This window comes from Streptomyces sp. NPDC056231, from assembly GCF_048270745.1.
GTDB lineage: Bacteria > Actinomycetota > Actinomycetes > Streptomycetales > Streptomycetaceae > Streptomyces.
Genome location: NZ_JBLVKW010000031.1, coordinates 1 through 17,653 on the forward strand (window position 1 = coordinate 1; position 17,653 = coordinate 17,653).

General features: G+C 67.7%; 13 protein-coding genes and 5 pseudogenes. 9 read left to right on the forward strand and 9 right to left on the reverse strand.

All coding sequences use genetic code 11. The features are described from left to right. The first annotated feature begins 103 nt into the window (after positions 1-103). Entirely contained in the window at positions 104-1,249 is a 1,146-nt protein-coding gene (locus tag ACNPQM_RS22995; protein ID WP_418085540.1) for an SMI1/KNR4 family protein, read from the forward strand. 6 nt (positions 1,250-1,255) lie between these two features. Here ACNPQM_RS22995 and ACNPQM_RS23000 read toward each other — a convergent pair whose 3' ends face one another. Both ACNPQM_RS23000 and ACNPQM_RS23005 read right to left on the reverse strand, forming a co-directional pair. Then, positions 1,256-2,890: an IS200/IS605 family accessory protein TnpB-related protein gene (locus tag ACNPQM_RS23000; protein WP_418085541.1), complete on the reverse strand. Its 1,635-nt coding sequence runs from the start codon at positions 2,888-2,890 to the stop codon at positions 1,256-1,258. Beyond that, positions 2,883-3,458 carry an IS607 family transposase gene (locus tag ACNPQM_RS23005; RefSeq protein WP_418085542.1) on the reverse strand — a complete coding sequence of 192 codons (576 nt, stop codon included), beginning with the start codon at positions 3,456-3,458 and terminating at the stop codon, positions 2,883-2,885. Before ACNPQM_RS23005 ends, ACNPQM_RS23000 begins: the two co-directional genes overlap by 8 nt. 225 nt (positions 3,459-3,683) lie before the next feature. Between ACNPQM_RS23005 and ACNPQM_RS23010 the strand changes: the two genes are divergently transcribed. Continuing rightward, on the forward strand, positions 3,684-4,433 hold the full coding sequence (locus tag ACNPQM_RS23010) for a transposase (RefSeq protein ID WP_418085543.1): 750 nt from the start codon (positions 3,684-3,686) through the stop codon (positions 4,431-4,433). A gap of 6 nt (positions 4,434-4,439) precedes the next feature. Here the strand turns inward: ACNPQM_RS23010 and ACNPQM_RS23015 are convergent, their stop codons facing one another. The 3 genes and pseudogenes from ACNPQM_RS23015 to ACNPQM_RS23025 all read right to left on the reverse strand — a co-directional run bounded on the left by ACNPQM_RS23015 (position 4,440) and on the right by ACNPQM_RS23025 (position 7,077). After that, positions 4,440-4,778 (reverse strand): hypothetical protein, encoded by a 339-nt coding sequence (locus ACNPQM_RS23015; protein WP_418085544.1) that lies wholly within the window; start codon positions 4,776-4,778, stop codon positions 4,440-4,442. Between the two features lie 677 nt (positions 4,779-5,455). Beyond that, a pseudogene (locus tag ACNPQM_RS23020) lies at positions 5,456-5,820 on the reverse strand (response regulator transcription factor); the annotation flags it as partial. 528 nt (positions 5,821-6,348) lie between these two features. Further along, the gene (locus tag ACNPQM_RS23025; RefSeq protein ID WP_418085545.1) at positions 6,349-7,077 is read right to left on the reverse strand and encodes a hypothetical protein; all 729 of its coding nucleotides are present in this window, start codon (positions 7,075-7,077) and stop codon (positions 6,349-6,351) included. Between the two features lie 465 nt (positions 7,078-7,542). On the opposite strand from ACNPQM_RS23025, the gene ACNPQM_RS23030 reads away from it, so the two are divergent. Then, on the forward strand, positions 7,543-8,085 hold the full coding sequence (locus ACNPQM_RS23030; RefSeq protein ID WP_418085599.1) for a GNAT family N-acetyltransferase: 543 nt from the start codon (positions 7,543-7,545) through the stop codon (positions 8,083-8,085). A gap of 584 nt (positions 8,086-8,669) precedes the next feature. Further along, positions 8,670-9,271, forward strand: a pseudogene (locus tag ACNPQM_RS23035) (GNAT family N-acetyltransferase). A gap of 327 nt (positions 9,272-9,598) precedes the next feature. Here the strand turns inward: ACNPQM_RS23035 and ACNPQM_RS23040 are convergent. After that, entirely contained in the window at positions 9,599-9,775 is a 177-nt protein-coding gene (locus ACNPQM_RS23040) for a hypothetical protein (RefSeq protein ID WP_418085546.1), read from the reverse strand. 391 nt (positions 9,776-10,166) lie between these two features. Beyond that, complete coding sequence (locus tag ACNPQM_RS23045; RefSeq protein ID WP_418085547.1) at positions 10,167-10,781, reverse strand: hypothetical protein; 615 nt, start codon at positions 10,779-10,781, stop codon at positions 10,167-10,169. A gap of 1,078 nt (positions 10,782-11,859) precedes the next feature. Between ACNPQM_RS23045 and ACNPQM_RS23050 the strand changes: the two genes are divergently transcribed. Continuing rightward, on the forward strand, positions 11,860-13,953 hold the full coding sequence (locus tag ACNPQM_RS23050; protein WP_418085548.1) for a SpoIIE family protein phosphatase: 2,094 nt from the start codon (positions 11,860-11,862) through the stop codon (positions 13,951-13,953). 31 nt (positions 13,954-13,984) lie between these two features. Here ACNPQM_RS23050 and ACNPQM_RS23055 read toward each other — a convergent pair. Continuing rightward, positions 13,985-14,414: pseudogene (locus tag ACNPQM_RS23055) on the reverse strand (IS110 family transposase); the annotation flags it as partial. Between the two features lie 219 nt (positions 14,415-14,633). On the opposite strand from ACNPQM_RS23055, the gene ACNPQM_RS23060 reads away from it, so the two are divergent. The 3 genes and pseudogenes from ACNPQM_RS23060 to ACNPQM_RS23070 form a co-directional block, all read left to right on the forward strand. After that, on the forward strand, positions 14,634-15,293 hold the full coding sequence (locus tag ACNPQM_RS23060) for an NADPH-dependent FMN reductase (protein ID WP_358862231.1): 660 nt from the start codon (positions 14,634-14,636) through the stop codon (positions 15,291-15,293). 190 nt (positions 15,294-15,483) lie between these two features. Further along, positions 15,484-16,446 (forward strand): sigma-70 family RNA polymerase sigma factor, encoded by a 963-nt coding sequence (locus ACNPQM_RS23065; protein ID WP_418085549.1) that lies wholly within the window; start codon positions 15,484-15,486, stop codon positions 16,444-16,446. A gap of 83 nt (positions 16,447-16,529) precedes the next feature. Next, positions 16,530-16,664: pseudogene (locus ACNPQM_RS23070) on the forward strand (IS5/IS1182 family transposase); the annotation flags it as partial. Between the two features lie 25 nt (positions 16,665-16,689). Here the strand turns inward: ACNPQM_RS23070 and ACNPQM_RS23075 are convergent. Next, a pseudogene (locus ACNPQM_RS23075) lies at positions 16,690-16,864 on the reverse strand (NAD(P)-binding protein); the annotation flags it as partial. Between the two features lie 157 nt (positions 16,865-17,021). On the opposite strand from ACNPQM_RS23075, the gene ACNPQM_RS23080 reads away from it, so the two are divergent. Continuing rightward, positions 17,022-17,621: a helix-turn-helix domain-containing protein gene (locus tag ACNPQM_RS23080; protein ID WP_358862229.1), complete on the forward strand. Its 600-nt coding sequence runs from the start codon at positions 17,022-17,024 to the stop codon at positions 17,619-17,621. Positions 17,622-17,653 lie beyond the last annotated feature (32 nt).

Genomic DNA, 17,653 nt, shown 5'->3' on the forward strand with positions numbered 1-17,653 from the left:
CCTCCTGGCCACCTGGACCGGCGCCTGCTCGATATGCGGCCAATCCGCACCGACACCAGAACCACACCACAGGACCTAACAAAGCCCTACTAGGGTCGGCCCTATGAAAGCAGACCTGGTCCAGGACTCATGGACTCGCATCGACGCGTGGCTGCGCGAGCACGCGCCCCGCACTTTCGCCACGCTTCGGCCGCCCGCAGGAGACGAGGAGATCGCGGCAGCGCAGGAGGAACTGGGTGTCACCTTTCCTCCGGACCTGGTCGCTTCACTCCTCCGACACAATGGGGCGTTGGAGGGACCTGAGGCTTTCCGGTTCAGCACGGGCGACCGGCTGCTCGGAGTGAGCGGGATCCTCGGGGATACCGGGTTCATGCGCGGCATCGACCAAGGCCTCGGCGGGGAGGCCGAGGGCTACTGGCTTCGCGGCTACGTAAAGTTCGGTTCTTATGACGTGACGTCGGACGGTCTCCTGATGGATTGCCGTACTGGGCGGGACTCCTATGGTGCGATCGGACGGTTCTTCGACGAGACCGGCACCAGTTTCGGGGAGGCCGACTCGCTGGGTGGGTATCTTGCCGAATTGGCCGGCAAGCTTGAGCGCGGCCAGGACGCTGGTGTCGTCACGTTCAACGGCCGGCTGTTCTGGGAGGGGCCTCTGCCTGCCAGGCCGGAGTGCAGTGCCGACGAGCCCCTTCCCGCACCGGATGAGCAGCTGCCAGAGCTGGACCTGTCCCAGAGTCCCACCGACCTCCTCCACGCGAGCTACCTGGACGGACATGAGGAACTCGGTGCACTGATCGCGATCCTGCCGTATGAGCAGGTGGTTGAGGCCGCGCGGAAGCAGCTGCGCAGACTGGCGGTCGAAACGGGCCTGAACAACTACCCGGAGGTCAAGGCAGCCCTGGACGCGTGGGAGCGCGGTGTGGCCCCACCACGGCCGGACCAGACCGAGCCGCTCGCCTTGCGACTCCGCGCGGTGCTCGCGCAGGCCAACACTGGCCGAGACATCACTCGCAGGTGGGCCGCGGAGAAGATAGCCCTCGGGATCTGGGGGTCCCCCTACAGGTCCGTGTGCGAGAGCGCGCAGACCCGGAGTCACTTCACTCTCGACTGGCGTGCGGATCTGCATGCCGACCTGGGCAATCCGCCACTGCCACCGATACCTGACGACCGATTCTGGGGGTCCCTGCGCAACCCCGCCATCGACTCCAGCTGGTACGCAGCTCAGTACACCCAAGATCAGGACTGACCGTTCCTAAAGACTGAGCGGGGGTGAGTCCTGTTGCCAGGACCCATGCTCAGCCGGACGTCCCGAACGGTGTTGGGCGTCCTGGTTCCCCGCGTTCTCGCCACACCCGGCGTCAGCGCATCGTGTGCGTGGTCCGGGGATGCGGGGGCGGGGTTCCTCACGCCCTGGGATACCCGAGTCGGCCTGGACGGTCCGATGCCCCGCACGATCGCTCTGGTCGTGCGGGGGCGGTGCCATCCGTCGCCGGATCGGGTGCCCCAGGGCGCGCCTTCCGATCGCCACCGCTGCCGCGTGATGGCGAGTGGTCTTCCTGGTCTTGCTGGTGAGGGGCTTCTGCCAGTGCTGGGCGCCCCATCTGGAGGTGTAGGCCGGGTCCACGGCGACGACGGTGATACCGAGCTCGACTGCCATTGATACGAGCCGTGCCCGCAGCTTGGACACGGGCATGCCGGAGATCAGCTTGCGGAACCGCTTCCTGTGGCCGTGCTTCTCGCGGGACTTCTCCGCTGCGAAATCCAGGTCTTCGATCGCAATGGACAGGCCGCGCCGTGCGGCCCAGTGCAGGAGGCGGATGATCGCGTGCCGGACCTGGGCGTCGCGGTGGTCCGCGCTGCCGGACAGGTCGTAGTCGAATCGTCGCGGCTGGCCGACCGGGTTGCCGTGCTTGTCCAGCCGCCAGGCCGCCAGGTGGTCGGCGTTGGTGTCCACGCCGATCAGCCCACCAGCGCGGGCCGTCTCCAGCGGAACCGTCTTGACCGGCGGGATCGCCCACGACGCAGTGAGGTACCAGCGCCCGCGAATGGTGTCTTCGTGGATGCGGTAGGCCACAGCCCGGTTCGCCTCGACACGGTCGCGCCACTGTTCGCCCCGGTGCGGAAACGACACTCTCGCGGCGAGCACGTACCGGCCGTGCTGTGCGTTAGCCAGATGCTCCAGCGGCGCGGGCAGCTTGAGGGAGACCTCTCCGGCGGGTGTGACGCGGATGGTTTCGTTGCCGTAGCGCTTCCCGGACTCGCCGTCCGCGGCGAGGAACCGGCGCTCGGCCTCCCAGCGCTGCCGCCACTCCTGCTCGGTCAACTGGGCAGCGGCTAGGTTGCGGCGGTTGTTGATCAGCCGTTTACCGCCGCGCACTACGCGCACCCGCCCGGCCTCGCGGTCGGCCCGCTCGGTGGCCAACCGGTCCTCCAGCACGTGCAGGCGTCGGGTCTTGGCGAACCATTCCTGCGCGGTGCGGTATCCGCCCGGCGCCCGCCCGGTGCCCTTCTCTCCCACAGGCAGCGACAGGCGGTGCGCAATCGTGCGGATACCAGCCTCAAGGCACTGGATGTGAGCAAGCTGGCAGCGCCGGGCCAGCGCCCACTGATCGTGCGTCGCCTTCGTGATGCTGCCCGCCCACCGCGACGACGACCGTCCGGTCAAGGCGCGCTTGCGCTCCGCCCACTGATCGCTGTCGTGGTCGAACGCGGCCGCAGCACGCGTCTTGAGGTCCTTCCCTGCGAGCGAACCGAGCAGGTCACCGACTGCGCGGAGAACCGTCTCATCCTCGGCCGTCAGCTCTTTGAGCCGGTCGCGGATCGCCACGCCCGAAGGTCCGAGAGCGACGAACGGCGGATCGATCGTGCGCAGCTTGGTGTCAACCATGCTCGGCTGCCTCCAGCGCCTTCCGAGCGCGGTTCTTGGCTGAGCGGCGGCCGTACAAGCGAGCACAGAAGGAGGTCAGAACCTCCACCATGTCGTGTACGAGGTCGTCTTCGACCTCGCCATTGTCCAGCACCACCAGACGCCGCCCGCTGGCGGACAGTGCGGCCTCAACCAGTTCGACGTTCATGCGGCCGAGCCGGTCTTTATGCTCCACCACCAGGCAGGTCACGGCAGGATCGGCTAGCAGCCGCTTCGCCTTCGACCGGGAACCGTTCATGCCCGAGCCGATCTCCGACTCCACACGGACGACGCGGTGACCAGACGTTGCAGCCCAACGGGACAGCCGGGCGACCTGACGTTCCAGATCGGTCTTCTGGTCATGGGAAGAGACGCGGGCATACAGACCGATCCCACCGGTCACCTCCGGTGCGGTACTGGCCTCGATGTTCACCAGGATCGTGCGTGGACCAACCCGCTGAGCCGGTACCGGCAGCGTCCCCTCACGGAACCAGCGATACGCGGTCTGCGGATGCACGCCCTGCGTCTTCGCCCATTCCGTCAGATTCACACTCTGACAACGACACTCACCCATACATGGTTACGTTCACTTACCCGACTTCGAAGGCCAGCAGTTGAAGACCCCAGGGGCTCCGGGTCCGCGTGAGCGCTTCATGTGGCGTGTATCGCCAAATGAAGCGCTCAGTCACAGTGATGGACCGTGAAGCGCAACGAGCTGCCCCCGGGCTGTTGATCGAGATGTCTGACGTCTCAATCACGTTGCTCGGAGGTCTCGTTGGTCGCCCATCCTGCCGCACTCGACCTGCCGCATGCACTCGTGGAGTGGGTCACCATGCTGATCGTCACCCGTGAGGGCAACTGCCGCTGCAAGCTCCGTCCGTCTCAACGCGCAATGGTGGCACTGGTGTACCTGCGCGAGCACACCACTTTGGCGAAGATCGCAGCCGGTTTCGGGATTAGCGAGTCCACCGCCCACGCCTACACCAACGCGGTCGTCGATCTGCTCGCCGACCAGGCGCCGGGCCTGCTGAAGACGCTGCGCGAGCACGAACCGGACTTCGTTCTGCTGGACGGCACCCTCGTCGAGTGCGACCGGGTCGGCGATGGCCGGGCCGACTACTCCGCCAAGCACCGGCGGCACGGCGTAAACGTGCAGGTCGTCACCGACCCGGGCGGCCGGCTGCTGTGGCTCTCGCCCGCCCTGCCAGGCCGAGCCCACGACCTGACCGCCGCTCGGACCCACCGAATCATCCGGATTTGCGAGCGCCAGGACGTTGCCATCGTGGCCGATCTCGCTTACCAAGGTGCTGGCCCATGGCTGACGACCGGCATCAAACGCAGACCTCTGCAGGAACTCACCCCCACCGAGAAGAGCCTCAACCAAGCACTGGCCGCAGCACGAGCACCCGTCGAACGCGGCGTCGCGAGGCTGAAGTCCTGGCGAATCTTCCGCAGGTCCCGATGCAGCCCCAACCGCATGACGTCAATCGCCAAGGCCATCCTCACACTGGAGCGGCAACGCTGAAGAAGCTCACTGAGCCACGACCATCTGCCGCGACTCGGCTGCGTGTCGGCCGGCCTGTCGGGGCCACGTCGGCACACACCGCCGCCGCAGCCGACAGGCGGCGATGACGGCCTGGTTGGCGGCGACGGCGTTGTCGACGTCGGCGTTATAGGACAGGACGACCTCGGTGACCCAGTCGACGCCCCACGGCGCGTAGGCCCGGATCGCGGCATCCGGGTCGCCGGTGTCCAGGCGACGGCGTGGGACACGACGGCCGGGTCGACGCGGTCGTGCAGGCCGCTGATCCGGCTCACCCGATGGTGCCGCCCGGCTCGGTGTGTTCCGGCCCGTCCTGTTCCTGATCATTCTTCATGAGGTGACACGGGGCAGAGGGAGGCCAGCCGTCTCCAGGCCGAGGCCGAAGTTGCCGCTGCTGTCTGCAGCGGTCATCTCGTGCGCGCTCTGCGACTCGCATGACGTGTTCACCCAAGACTGCCCACGAGGAGGAAGGATACGAGACCAGCGAAAACAGACAGCATCGCGCTTGCCGCTACTCCGGGCGATCTTCCCAGGAGCCTCGTGAGCCCAATGAACACAAAAAGAGGCCAGAGCGTGTAGTTCACAACCCATATCGCGTGAAATTCGGAACTGGCCAGGCCACCGAGGAACGACCCGCCCAACGCCCCACCTGCAACAATACTCGCCGAGAGCCATCGGATCTCGAGCAGCTTGCGGGTGCGCCCCTGCGCGTGGTTCTTCCGGGACATGCGCTCGCGAACCTCTGCCGCGATTTGCAGAATTGCTCCCAGGAGCCAGGGCAGTGCGTAGATGAACGTGTGTGATTGCATGTCAATCCGTCCTTGCGTTTCTCTACTTGTACCGTTTATGAGACTCTTCGCTGATGCGGCCTCGCATGCAGCTGTTCCCAGCCGGAGGCACGTACGCCCTCCGACCGGGAACAGCATGGCTCACGCCGACCCGTCAGATAAGGAACGGTTGGGTCGGCGAGGTCTGCGAGGTGGCGGCGCGCGACGCCAGCGCCATGGCTCGATCAGGCCGGTCCTGATGGCGTAGCAGGTGAGTTCGCCCCGGTCGCACATGCCCGGTTTCTGCAGCAGGTTGGCGCGATGGCGGTCGACGGTCTTCACGCTGATCACCAGCAGCTCGGCGATGTCTCTCGCTGAGCGGACCTCGGCGAAGAGTTTGAGGATCTCCTCCTCGCGCCCGGTGATCGGCTTCCTCGGCAGGCCCTCGCCGCGCCGGACCTGGTCCGGGTGGTGGCGGATCAGCACGGAGTGCCCGGGAGAGGAACGGGCTCGTCCCGCATCGCCGCTTGCCAGGCGTCCACCAGGTCCCGGTCGGCCATCGACTTCAGGACGTGTCTGCAGGCGCCAACCGTCAGCGCCTGCCGACGTCGTCCCCCGTGAGGATGTCGAGCTTGACTCGTGCGTTTCAGCTTGGCGCGGGTGCGGGGGTAGTCCGCGTGCTCGGGCAGGTCCGGTCAGGCGGCCCGGGTGGGGATCCGGTCGGCGAGGGCAATGACGGTCTTCCGGGTGTCGCGGTAGGAGGACGTCGCGATGACCAGGACAGTCACCAGGTACTAGAGCGGCATGTTGTCCGAGTAGAAGACGCCGCGCTCGCGCAACCGAGCGTTGGCCAGGAGGCCGGCGGCACCACCGGTACCGCGCCACGTGCCGACTCAACAGACACCCGCCGGAGCCCGGGTCACGGGGCTTCAGCCGTCCGAGCCCGCCCACCACGGCACACGGGACAGCAGCGAACACCTAAGATGGCAAAGCCGATGTACAGGGCACCAGGTACCCGCCGCGCACCCGTACCACCGCCCCGAACAGGCACCCGCCCACAGGCGCCCCCACGCCGGAAACCCCGGCCCGATTCCGACGGGCCGGGGTTTCCTTATGACGCAAGCGGTCTGTTACCACTCGCCCCCGTCGCCGCCGTAGCCCTCGTCGCCGCCGTAGCCCTCGTCGCCCCGGCCGCCCCGGTCGCCCCAGTGGTCGCGGACCACCCGGAAGCTGCCCACGACACCGTTGCGGACCATCACGCCGCCGCGGATGTGACGACGGGTGAAGACGCCGTTGCTGGTGCTCCACGGGCCGACCGTCGCGACCGGGGAACCGTTGTCGCAGGTCGCGCCCTGGAAGAACTCAACGGTCCGGCGGCTGTCGTTACGGACGTTGAAGCTCTTGGCACCCAGACCGCTCACCACCGTGATGCAGCCGTCCTCCCCACGGGCGGAGTACGACCGCTCGTTGATGAAGATCCGACCCTCCCGGTGGAAGCGGAATTCCTTCTTGCCACCACGCTCGTTACCGCCGTAGCCGCCGTAGCCGCCTCCCTCGTTCCCCTTGCCGCCACCGCCGTTCCCGTAACCGTTCCCGTTACCGAACCCGTTGCCGTTCCCGAACCCGTTCCCGTTGCCGAACCCGTTCCCGTTCCCGTTGCCGTTCCCGTTCCCGTTCCCGTTCCCGTTCCCGTTCCCGTTGCCGTTGCCCTTCCCGCCGTCACCACTCAGCGGAGCAGCCTGCTGAGCGGACGCAGCAGCCGGAGCCGAGCCGGCAGCCGAGGCATACGTAATGCCAGTAGTAGCCAGAACCGCTGCGCCTACTACGGCAGCGGTCACAGCGACAGTGCGCGTGGTCATGTCACTTCTTCCTGTCTCAGAGACGTCGGCTGGGCAGCCGACCTGAAACGAACGTACTTACAACCCCCTTACCTGTCATATCGGACAGATCCACAGCGCCCCCCCCACAGGGCCGACCGGGTGTAAACACCCCACTCCCCACACCCTTCACAATCAACTGATACACCGTCAAATAACAACAAAATAAGCCCTCCTGGCACACCACTAGCCCACCCGAGCGACAAACCTCCACCCCCTCACCCACCCGGCAGCACCCCACCCCAACCCGCCACCACCCCGAACACCCATCACTCAACCCAGCCAACACATCCTCACCACCCCAACCCCGCCGCACCCGCACCCGCACCGGCACCGGCACCGGCACCGGCACCGGCACCAACCGACGCAACATGGAGCCACTAAGGCGTGTATCGAAAGTGCCTGGTGAGGATGACGGAGAGCCCATTTGTGATCCAGAATGATCGGATGGTCACGCTTGAGACTCCCCGTTTGATCCTGCGTCGCTGGCGCGAGGAAGACGTTGCGCCCATGGCTGCCGTCAATGCCGACCCCGAGGTCATGCGGTGGATCCGTGACGGCAGCGTCCGTGGCGAACAGCAGACTCGCGGTGGGATCCAGGCATGGGAGAGCGAGTGGGAGTCACAGGGCTTCGGCCTGTTCGCCGTAGAGATCCGGTCCACTGGCGAACTGGCCGGGTTCACCGGCCTTTCGGTGCCCGACTTCTTGCCGGAGGTACTGCCGGCGGTTGAGGTCGGCTGGCGGCTGGGACGTTCCCACTGGGGGCAGGGCTTGGCCACCGAGGCAGCTGCGGCCGCTGTACGGTTCGGGTTCGAAGAGCGAGGGCTGGAGCGGATCGTCAGCATCGCCCAAGTGGGCAACGACGCCTCCGAACGGATCATGACCAAACTGGGGATGCATCCGGTCCGTGAGACCGTCAATCCCACCTGCGGTCGGCGAGTACGGGTGTTCGAGTTGTCGTCGGACCAGTACGTCACAACCATTCGTTGATGGCGGCAACGAGGACGGCAGCCTCGTAGCAGAGCGCGAATTTGTCGTACCTGGTGGCCACGGCTCGATGTCACTGGAGGCGATTGATGCCGCACTCGACCGCGTGCCGGGCCTTGTAGTCCTGGGTCGAACTTCGGTGGCCGGCCACCGCTGGACCCGCGCTTCTTGCGGTTGCGGACCTGGTCGGCCTTGTCCGGAATGGTGCAGCGGTCACCGCGACGCCGCAGGTAGGCGCGGTTCTTGCGGGACGCGTACGCCTTGTCCGCCCGCACCCGTCGCGGGCGCACGCGGGGCCTGCCGCACCCCAGTCGGGGCACCTGGATGCGGCCCAGAAGCTGGTGCCCCTCCCAGCAAGCTCTGCCGGGAAGGGCACTGGTTGTCCGTTGATGGGCCGTGGGCACGCCTTGGGGGATCGTGCCGGACGAGCCGCGGGGGGCAAATCGAGCCGCCGCGCCCGAAGCGGGAGCACAGGTCTCGCCACCCGGGCCGGCCTGGGACATCGGAGCGCCGAGGCCGCGCCACCGCAGACGCCCGTGAGAAGATCCCTTCGCCGAGTGCGCTGATACCGACCGTGAATGGTGACGTTGTACGCGACACCCCTGGACAACGACGGTGCCGAGATGCGCCGGCTCGAGCCGTGGCGGGCCGAAGAGTTCCTGGCCCACATCGACCGAGGACGGGAGTTCATCGGGCAGCACAACGCGCTCCCCGACGTCGTCACTGACCTGGATCGAGCCGGGCGTTCCTCCAGGCGTACGCAGACAGGACCGCGCCCTATACCGGCCGACTCCACGGCATCCGGATGGACGGCGAGTTGGTCGGCGCGGTCCTCTTTCGGACTCTGGACGTCGAGCAGGGCACCGCAGAGGCGAGCTGCTGGGGCTGGAGCCGTCGGCGGTGGGCAAGGGCCTGGCGACCCGGGCCGCGCGTGATCACCGATTGAGCGATCGAGGAACAGGGCATCCACCGCGTGGAGTGGTGGGTCTCGGCAGCGAATGAGGTTGGCATCGCTGTGGCCAGGCGGCTCGGGATGACCAAAGACGGCGTGCTGCGGGAGAGCTGTCTTTATTGGGGGAAGCGGCCCGACGAGGAGGTCTGGTCGGTGCTCGCGCCGGAATGGACAGGCAGGCAAGCAGGCGTCTTGAGCTCGTCACGCAAGGGGGACGCAGGCGATGCCGGCAGCTGATCGCGCAGCCAGGGGCGAGGAAGGCTTGATTGGGCTCCCGGTTTGCTCGCGGCGGCAACGAACAAATCGGTGAACGCGACCACCCGGTCACCGACAGTGGAGCTCACGCCGCTGCGACAGCGGCTCGCCCGGCGCCACCGGCATCAACGTGCGAGACGGGCCGGACGAGAAGAATGGCTCCTTCCTGACCATCGCACAGACCGCCGCCTCCGCCATGACCAGCGCCTTCGCACCAGCCCGGCGGCCGACGGATCACCGCAGATCCAGCCGTTCCGGACGCCGCGCGGCCCCTAGGCTCAACTCCAGGCACGGAATGAGCTCGGACGGCTACTCCTCGCGTTCGTACTCAGCCTGCGCCCGCTCCTTGTCGAGTTCGTCCTGGGCGGCGCGGTAAATGTCGTTGACGACCTTGCGGACAGCCTTCACATCGGACCCGGACGAGGCGTCCCGGATGCGGTCGGCCCATTCATCCACGTCATGCAGATTTTCTGATTTCTCACTCATATGACATTTGTACTCTTTTGGGGCTTCGCTTGCCTCCCTTGCCCGTAGATGAAGCGGCAGCGGTGACCGCCATCGACAGACCACGGCGACGTAGACGGTGCCGTGGTTCGGGAAGTCGCGCGGGAGGCATATTCAGGGAACTCCGGTGCAGTTGACGTACAGGATCACATTGAATACGTCGCGTAGTTCGACCGAGCTGGCTGGCCGGTGGATCTGCGGTCGAGTCGGGCTTCCCTCCAGCCCGTCAACGTCGCTTCGATCAAGGCCCATCAGGCTTGTGCGTGGGTACGACCGTGCCGTTCCGGGTGTCTGCTGGGGATTGCCGCCGTATGCCGGAGACCCCGGCCCGATTCCGACGGGCCGGGGTCTCCTTGTGATGCATGCGGCTGTCTTACCACTCGCCCCCGTAGCCCTCATCGCCGCGGCCGCCCCGGTCGTCCCGGTCGCCCCAGTGGTCGCGGACCACGCGGAAGCTGCCCACGACACCATTGCGGACCTTCACGCCGCCGCGGATGTGGCGATGGGTGAAGACATTGTTGCTGGTGCTCCAGGGACCGACCGTCGCGACCGGGGAACCGTTGTCGCAGGTCGCGCCCTGGAAGAACTCAACGGTCCGGCGGCTGTCGTTACGGACGTTGAAGCTCTTGGAGCCCAGACCGCTCACCACCGTGATGCAGCCGTCCTCCCCACGGGCGGAGTACGACCGCTCGTTGATGAAGATCCGGCCCTCCCGGTGGAAGCGGAATTCCTTCTTGCCACCACGCTCGTTACCGCCGTAGCCGCCGTAGCCGCCTCCCTCGTTCCCCTTGCCGCCACCGCCGTTCCCGCCGCCCTCACCACCCAGCGGAGCCGCGTCAGGAGCGGCCTGCTGAACAGCAGGAGCAGCCTGCTGGTAGGACGGGGCAGCCTGGGTGGATCCGGCAGCCGAGGCATAGGTGATGCCAGTGGTGGCGATGACCGCGGCGCCCACTGCGGCAGCGGTCACGGCGACGGTACGCGTCTTCATGTCACTTCTCCCTTGTCTCTGAGGGGCAGCCGGGCAACCGGCCTGCAATGAACGTACTTATGGCGCCTTTAGCTGTCATATCGGACGTATCGCTAGGGGGCCGACCGGGTGTACGAACGACCCCCACCGCACGCCGATCGGCGCATGACACACCGTCAATCCGTATGAAAGTAAGCTTATTTGGTGCATGATTAGGCCTTCTGGGCGACTTGATGACGCCCGATCACCCTCTCGGCAGCATGAACGCCGGATCCCGCACACCCACGCCCCCCCACCACCCTGAACAACCGTCCTCGCCGTCCACCCGCCGCCCCGGCCGCCACACCGACCCACCACACCGTTTCTCGCGGACCAAGAAGGCATCGGCATGTCACGCAGGCCTGCGGTCGCCCCCACGACCCGGGCCGTCGAGCGAAACAGTCACTGGCCCGATCTGGCGGCACAGCTCGGCCAGGCCATCGGCCAGGCGCCTGGCGGATCCATCGCCCGCAAGAGGTCACGTCGCTTCGAACGCGCGTGTCTCTTACATCCCCTCTGCGGCAATGTGCTAGACAACTGCAGTAATCCGGTGCCCCACGCCGGACCCGCGGGACGGCCCTGATACCACGCCGATGGTGTCAGGGCCGTCGACGTTCAGGAGATCGCGGTCACGAAGACCGTGACCTGCCGGGCTGGTGTGATCGAGTCGCTGCAGACAGCACTCGAACGTGGCAACGCTACAGGCGGGGTGCAGTGGGCAGCTGACGAGGCAGTCAGAAGTGGGCGGAGAACGGCGGAGCTGCTGGCTGAGGACGATGTCCATAGGGCGAGGGTGGCGGCTCAGGAGCTGTTGGCGGCGGTGCACCATCGTCGCTGCGGCTGCTGCACCCCTTACTGATACTTGTCGGCTGTTCCCTCGCGGTCCGCCGACACCCCCGGAAACACCCTGGACGGGAAACGGCCCGGAATCCGGGCTCGGATCTGCCGCTGTCGGCCGGTGGGGGGACGATGGACACACTGGAAGGTATACAGGGAAGCCACGGCGGCGAGGCGGTTCGCGCGGGCGGTGTGGGCCTCTGAGGGGAAGGAGGGTCCGGCCGTGACTGAGGCCGACGGCCTGCTCGGCCACACTGACCTGGGGGCGGCTGATCCTTCGGCCACGCCGGGCGGGCTGCTCGATGTGCTGGGTGTGGCTGCGGTCGTCCTGAACGCCGAGGGCCGGATCGCTCTGTGGAGCCCGCAGGCCGAGGAACTGTTCGGCTACACCGCCAGGGAGGCACTGGGCCGCAGCGCGATGTACCTGCTCGTCGAGGAACGGCATCGGGAGCGGGTGAAGTCCCTGTTCGCGCAGGTCATGGCGGGCTGCGGGGCTTGGGCCGGCGTATTTCCGGTGCGCCACAAGGACGGAAGCACCCGGCTGGCCGAATTCCGCAACATGCGTCTTGAGGACGAGCACGGCCGTCTCTACGCGCTGGGCATCGCGTCCGACCACGCCACGCTGCAACGCGTGGAGCGGGATCTGGCCTTGTCTGTGCGATTGGTGTCGCAATCCCCGATGGGTCTTGCGGTCATGGACTCCGACCTGCGGTACGTGCTGGTCAACCCGGCGCTGGAGCGCATCAACGGCCTGCCCGCCAAGCAACACCTGGGCCGGCACGTCGGCGAGGTGCTGTCGTTCCTGGACGCCGACGCCACCAAATCGGCGATGCGGCGCGTACTTGCGGACGGCGTCCCTCGGCTGAACCAGTTCACTACCGGCCGCACCGCGGCCGACCCTGACACGGAGCACGCCTGGCGTGTGTCGTTCTACCGGCTGGAGGACGCTTCCGGGCAGGTGATCGGCCTGGCCACCTCGGTCGTGGACGTCACCGAGCAGCTGCAGGCGGCTGCCGCCGCCGTCCGGACTCGGCGGCGCCTGGCCCTGATCGCCGACGCGTCTGCGCGGATCGGCACCTCCTTCGACCTTGAGGTCACCGCCCGGGAGCTGGCGGACATAGTCGTGCCGGAGTTCGCCGACATTGTCGCCGTCGACGTCCTCGACTCCGTGCTGGGGGGCACGCAACCCTACGTCGCCGGCGACACTGCGTCGTTTCGTGCGCTCGCGGTGAAGACCGCCTACCCCACGTCGGCAGTCCGGGCCGCCGACCCGGTCGGCGAGCTGGCGAGTTACGACGCCACCCGGCTGGTCACCCAGTGCGCGAGATCCGCCCGACCCGTCCTGGTGTCCCGGGTGAGGGAGAGCGACTTTGCCCGTATCGCCCGCGACGCACACGCCGCCACCCTCCTGAATGAGGCGGGCCTGCACTCCTACCTGGCGGTGCCGCTGATCGCCCGCGGTGAGGTCCTCGGCGTCCTGGACCTCAAACGCACTCGCAACCTGCAGCCCTTCGACCACGACGACCAAGTGCTCGCTGTCGAACTCGCCGCCCGTGCGGCGGTATCCATCGACAACGCCCGCTGGTACCAGCGTCAACGCCGCGCCGTGCTCACCCTGCAACGCCACCTGCTGCCCTCCCAGCCCGCCCCCAGGCCCGGGCTGGAGATCGCCTACCGATACCAGCCCGCTGCGGCGGCCGACGAGGCCGGCGGGGACTGGTTCGACGTCATCCCGCTGCACGGTGAGCAGACCGCGCTGGTGGTCGGCGATGTGATGGGCAGCGGCATCAACGCGGCCGCGACCATGGGCCAGCTGCGCATCGCCGCCCGCACCCTGGCCGCACTCGGGCTGGAACCCGATGCTGTCCTCGCTCAGCTCGACGACATCGCCGTGGGTCTGGACAGCGCCATGGCCACCTGCGTCTTCGCCGTCTACGACCCGCACCTCCTGCGCTGCCGCATGGCAACCGCAGGCCATCTGCCTCCTGTGCTGACCCGGCCGGGTCACATGCCGCAATTGCTGGAACTGCCCACCGGAGCCCCTCTGGGTGTCGGCGGCGTCCCCTTCGAGACGGTCGAGTTCCATCTGGGTATCAGCGACGAACTGGTCCTCTACACCGACGGGCTGGTCGAGACCCGCGACGAGGACATCGACGTCCGCCTCCAGGCGCTCACCGACCTGCTCAGCAACCCCCGCCGCCCCCTGGAAGAGACCTGCGACTTCCTGCTGGGCGCACTGCGCCACCGGGACGACCACGACGACGTAGCCCTGCTCATCGCCCGGACCCGGCATCTGCAGTCCGGGCACAAGCCGTGAAGCCGCGGCGCGGCGTCCTGACGATCTCGTCCGGCTGCGAGGCGGCGCAAGCCGAGTCTTGCGCGTCCGGCCTGGTCAGTCCGCCGGCTTTGTGCCGCCGTTCGTCAAGGGCGACCGGGTAGTACTCACGCAGCAGTGAACGGACTTGATTGGCGATCTGCTACCGGTTCCAGGCGGATTCCTGGTGGGCGCGAGCGAGGACAGCGATGGCCTGGGTCAGATCGGTGTCGGCAGGCAGCGGCCGGAGCACCGGCATGTCGGTACGGATGACGTTCGCCAGGACCAGGGCGTCGCCGGGGTCGGACTTCTTGCCGGAACACCGGGTCACTGTAGCGGTAGGCCGCCATCGGGTTGATCGCGAAGACCTGCCGTGCCCCGGTCCTCAGGGTGGCGACGAGCAGGCCGCGGCTGATCTCGATGGCCACCCGGATCGGAGTCGCCGCGCCGTCGCCGTGGTCAGCCGTCTCATACCCACCCTTGGAAGGGAGGACAGGCTCAGGATGAACCGTAGGCCTGAACGGGCCGGATCTTGCTGCCAGCCCACCCACACCACCATGCACCAGCCTGGGACCGCCTCGAGGGTGACGCAGACCGCCGCAAGCGTGTCGTCGCGTGCGGCAGACCGGGGCCGGGAAAAACTGTCTGTCGAGGGAACCCCGCTCTCTGGAAGGGACCGCAAGATGACCACGGACGTTGGCCCGGCTCCCGTTCGGGTTCTTGTATTCGGTGCGGCCCGGCGCGCCGGGTCCACCAACGCGCAGTTGGCCTCGCTGGCGTCGGGCCTGGTCGCCGAGGCCGGTGCCGAGGTCGACATGGCCAGCATGCGGGATTTCGACATGCCGCTGTACGACGGGGATGTGGAGGCCTCCGAGGGGCTGCCCGCGGGTGCCCTGGCCCTGTGTGAGCGGATCAAGCGCTGCGATGCGTTCGTGATCTCGTCTCCCGAGTACAACGGCTCCGTCCCGGGGCTGCTGAAGAACGCCATCGACTGGGTGTCGCGGGTACGGCCGCAGCCGTTCAAGACCAGGCACGCGCTGCTGCTGTCGGCCTCCCCGTCACTGATCGGTGGCAACCGCGGCCTGTGGGCCCTACGGATCCCGCTGGAGCACCTGGGGACGCGGGTCTACCCCGACATGTTCAGCCTGCCCCGCGCGCACGAGGGCTTCACCGAGGACGGCCGGCTCGCCCACCCGGAAGCGCAGGAGCGGCTCACCGAGATCATCTCCGGGTTCATGCAGCTGGTACAGGCCGACGTGCAGTTCGTCTGCCTGCAGCGCCGCTGGTACGAGTTCCCTGGCGACCGCACCGACGCACCAGTCACCCAGCGGGCCGAGGACTGACTTCGGGACTGGCAGCGCCACGCCTCGACGGGGCAAAGGTGCCTGTTCCTCAAGGCGCCGGCCCGCTCGGTGGGCGGGAAGGGCGAGGGTAGGTGTGCTCGGGGTCACTATCTGGCTACGTATCCAGGTTGAAGGCCGTCACGTCGTACTGGTGTGTACAGCCAGTCCACGTGCAAGGAGTCACGAAGAGATGCCTCAGCCCGATCCGTCGTCCCCAGCCGGCGTCCTGCCGCAGCCCATGCTGGAGACCGCCCAAGCCGCGCGCCGTGAGTTTCTGGGCGCTCTGGAACCGCTGCGGGGCGAGTTGTTCCGGTACTGCCGTCGCCTGACCGGCAACGTGTGGGACGCCGAGGACCTGGCCCAGGAGACGCTCGCCCGGGCGTTCACCCGGGCTGCGCAGACCCACCAGCCGGTCGAGCGCCCCATGGCGTGGCTGGTGCGGATCGCGACGAACGCCTATCTCGACCAGGTCCGCCGTCCGGCCCTGCTTCTCGTGGAGCCGTCCGAACGTGCGGCCCCTCCTGTCACCGACCCCGTCGAGGTTCGGGACGCGCTCGCCGAAGTGACCACCCTGCTGGCGCCCCAGGAGCGTGCCGCTGTCGTTCTCAAGGACGTCTTCGACCTGCCGTTGAAGGAGATCGCCGCCATGCTGAGCACCACCGAGGGGGCGGTCAAGGCCGCATTGCACCGTGGCCGTGGACGACTGGCCGACCCTGAGCGGGCCACCGCGCTCGCCCGTCGTGCTGCTCCCGACCGTGACACTCTCGATGCCGTCGCGAAGGCGTTCACCGCGTACGACCTGAATGGACTGACCAGGCTCTTCGTCGAGGACGCCGTCAGCGACGTCATCGGGATGGCCCACGAAGTCGGGCGAGCCCAGATCGCGGCCGGCTCGCTGCACCACACACTGCACCTGGAGGCCTCCGTCCGGTGGCGCGCCGAAGTCCGGGAGCTGGACGGCGACCCACTGATCCTGATGTGGGCCACCCTGACCGACGGCGACGGGACCGAGGCGGTCGAGGACATCCTCCGAGCGGAGACAGCCGGCGGCGGGATCACGCGCCTGCTCTGGTACTACTTCTGCCCGGACGTCCTCGCCGAGGTCGGCGACCGGCTGGGCGTTCCCTACCGAACGCACGGACACGTCCTGTAAGAGCGTCCGCCGGTAGGTGACGGCAGAGCAGGCGCGGCCCCCGATCATGGAGCTCTCAACGCTTCGTGATCACCGAGGGATCCGTGCCTGCTGTCCCATCACGCATTCTCGACCCGATTCAAGCCCAGTTCCTCGCCCTGCTGCCCACCCGTGAAGACCGGCACCCGCTGGGCTGCCACAACCCGCGGATCGACGACGCTGTGGTGTTCGACCGGCTGGCCTGGCATCTGAAGCGCTGGGCCGAGCCCGCCCGAGGGCGAGCAGGGCCGCAGGCGGCAGGCCGTCGCAGGAAGCCGTGCATGTGTGCGGCGGGCGCGTTGCGCGGCTCGTGGGCGTCGATCGCCACCACGTTGCGGCGGGCGCGGCCAAGGAGCAGGGCGGCGTTGAGGCCAGCCGCTCCGGCGCCGACCACCACTATGTCGTGGACCTCGTCGACGTCGCCGTCCTGTCCCCTGCTGTTCCTGTCGTTCGTCGTTTTGATCAAGGGAACAACCTCCTGCCGCGACAGTGCGCGCCTGACACTGGAGCGACAACCCTGGTTGCCATTTCTGGGACGCGAGAGGTGGAATGGGGGTATGGACGAACAATCACCGATCGCCGCCACTCTGGCCCAGGTCGGCTCCCGCCTCAGGCGCATCCGCGCCCAGCGCGGCGTGTCCCTGTCGGCGCTGGCCGAGGTCACTGGCATCTCCAAGAGCACACTGTCGAGACTGGAGTCGGGGCAGCGCCGCCCGAGCCTGGAGCTGTTGCTGCCCATCGCGCAGGCCCACCAGGTACCCCTGGACGAACTCGTCGGGGCGCCGGAGGTCGGCGACCCGCGGATCCGCTCCAAGCCCCGCGTCCACCACGGTCGTACGGTGATTCCGCTGTCGACGCAGCCGGGGCGTTTGCAGGCCTGGAAGTCGGTCATCCCTGCGGAACACAACCAGCCTGATCCGGTCACTCACGAGGGGCACGAGTGGCTGTACGTCCTGTCCGGACGGATGCGGCTCATCCTGGCCGACCACGACCTGGTCATGGGGCCAGGTGAGGCGGCCGAGTTCGACACCCGCCTGCCGCACTGGTTCGGCTCCACGGGCGAATCCCCCGTGGAGGTGCTCAACCTGTTCGGCCCCCAGGGGGAACGCGTGCACGTCCGGGCCAAGCCCCGGTCCCGCGCGGAGCCTTCGGCCTGACCGGGAAGGCCTGCTTCCGGGACCGCCCTTCG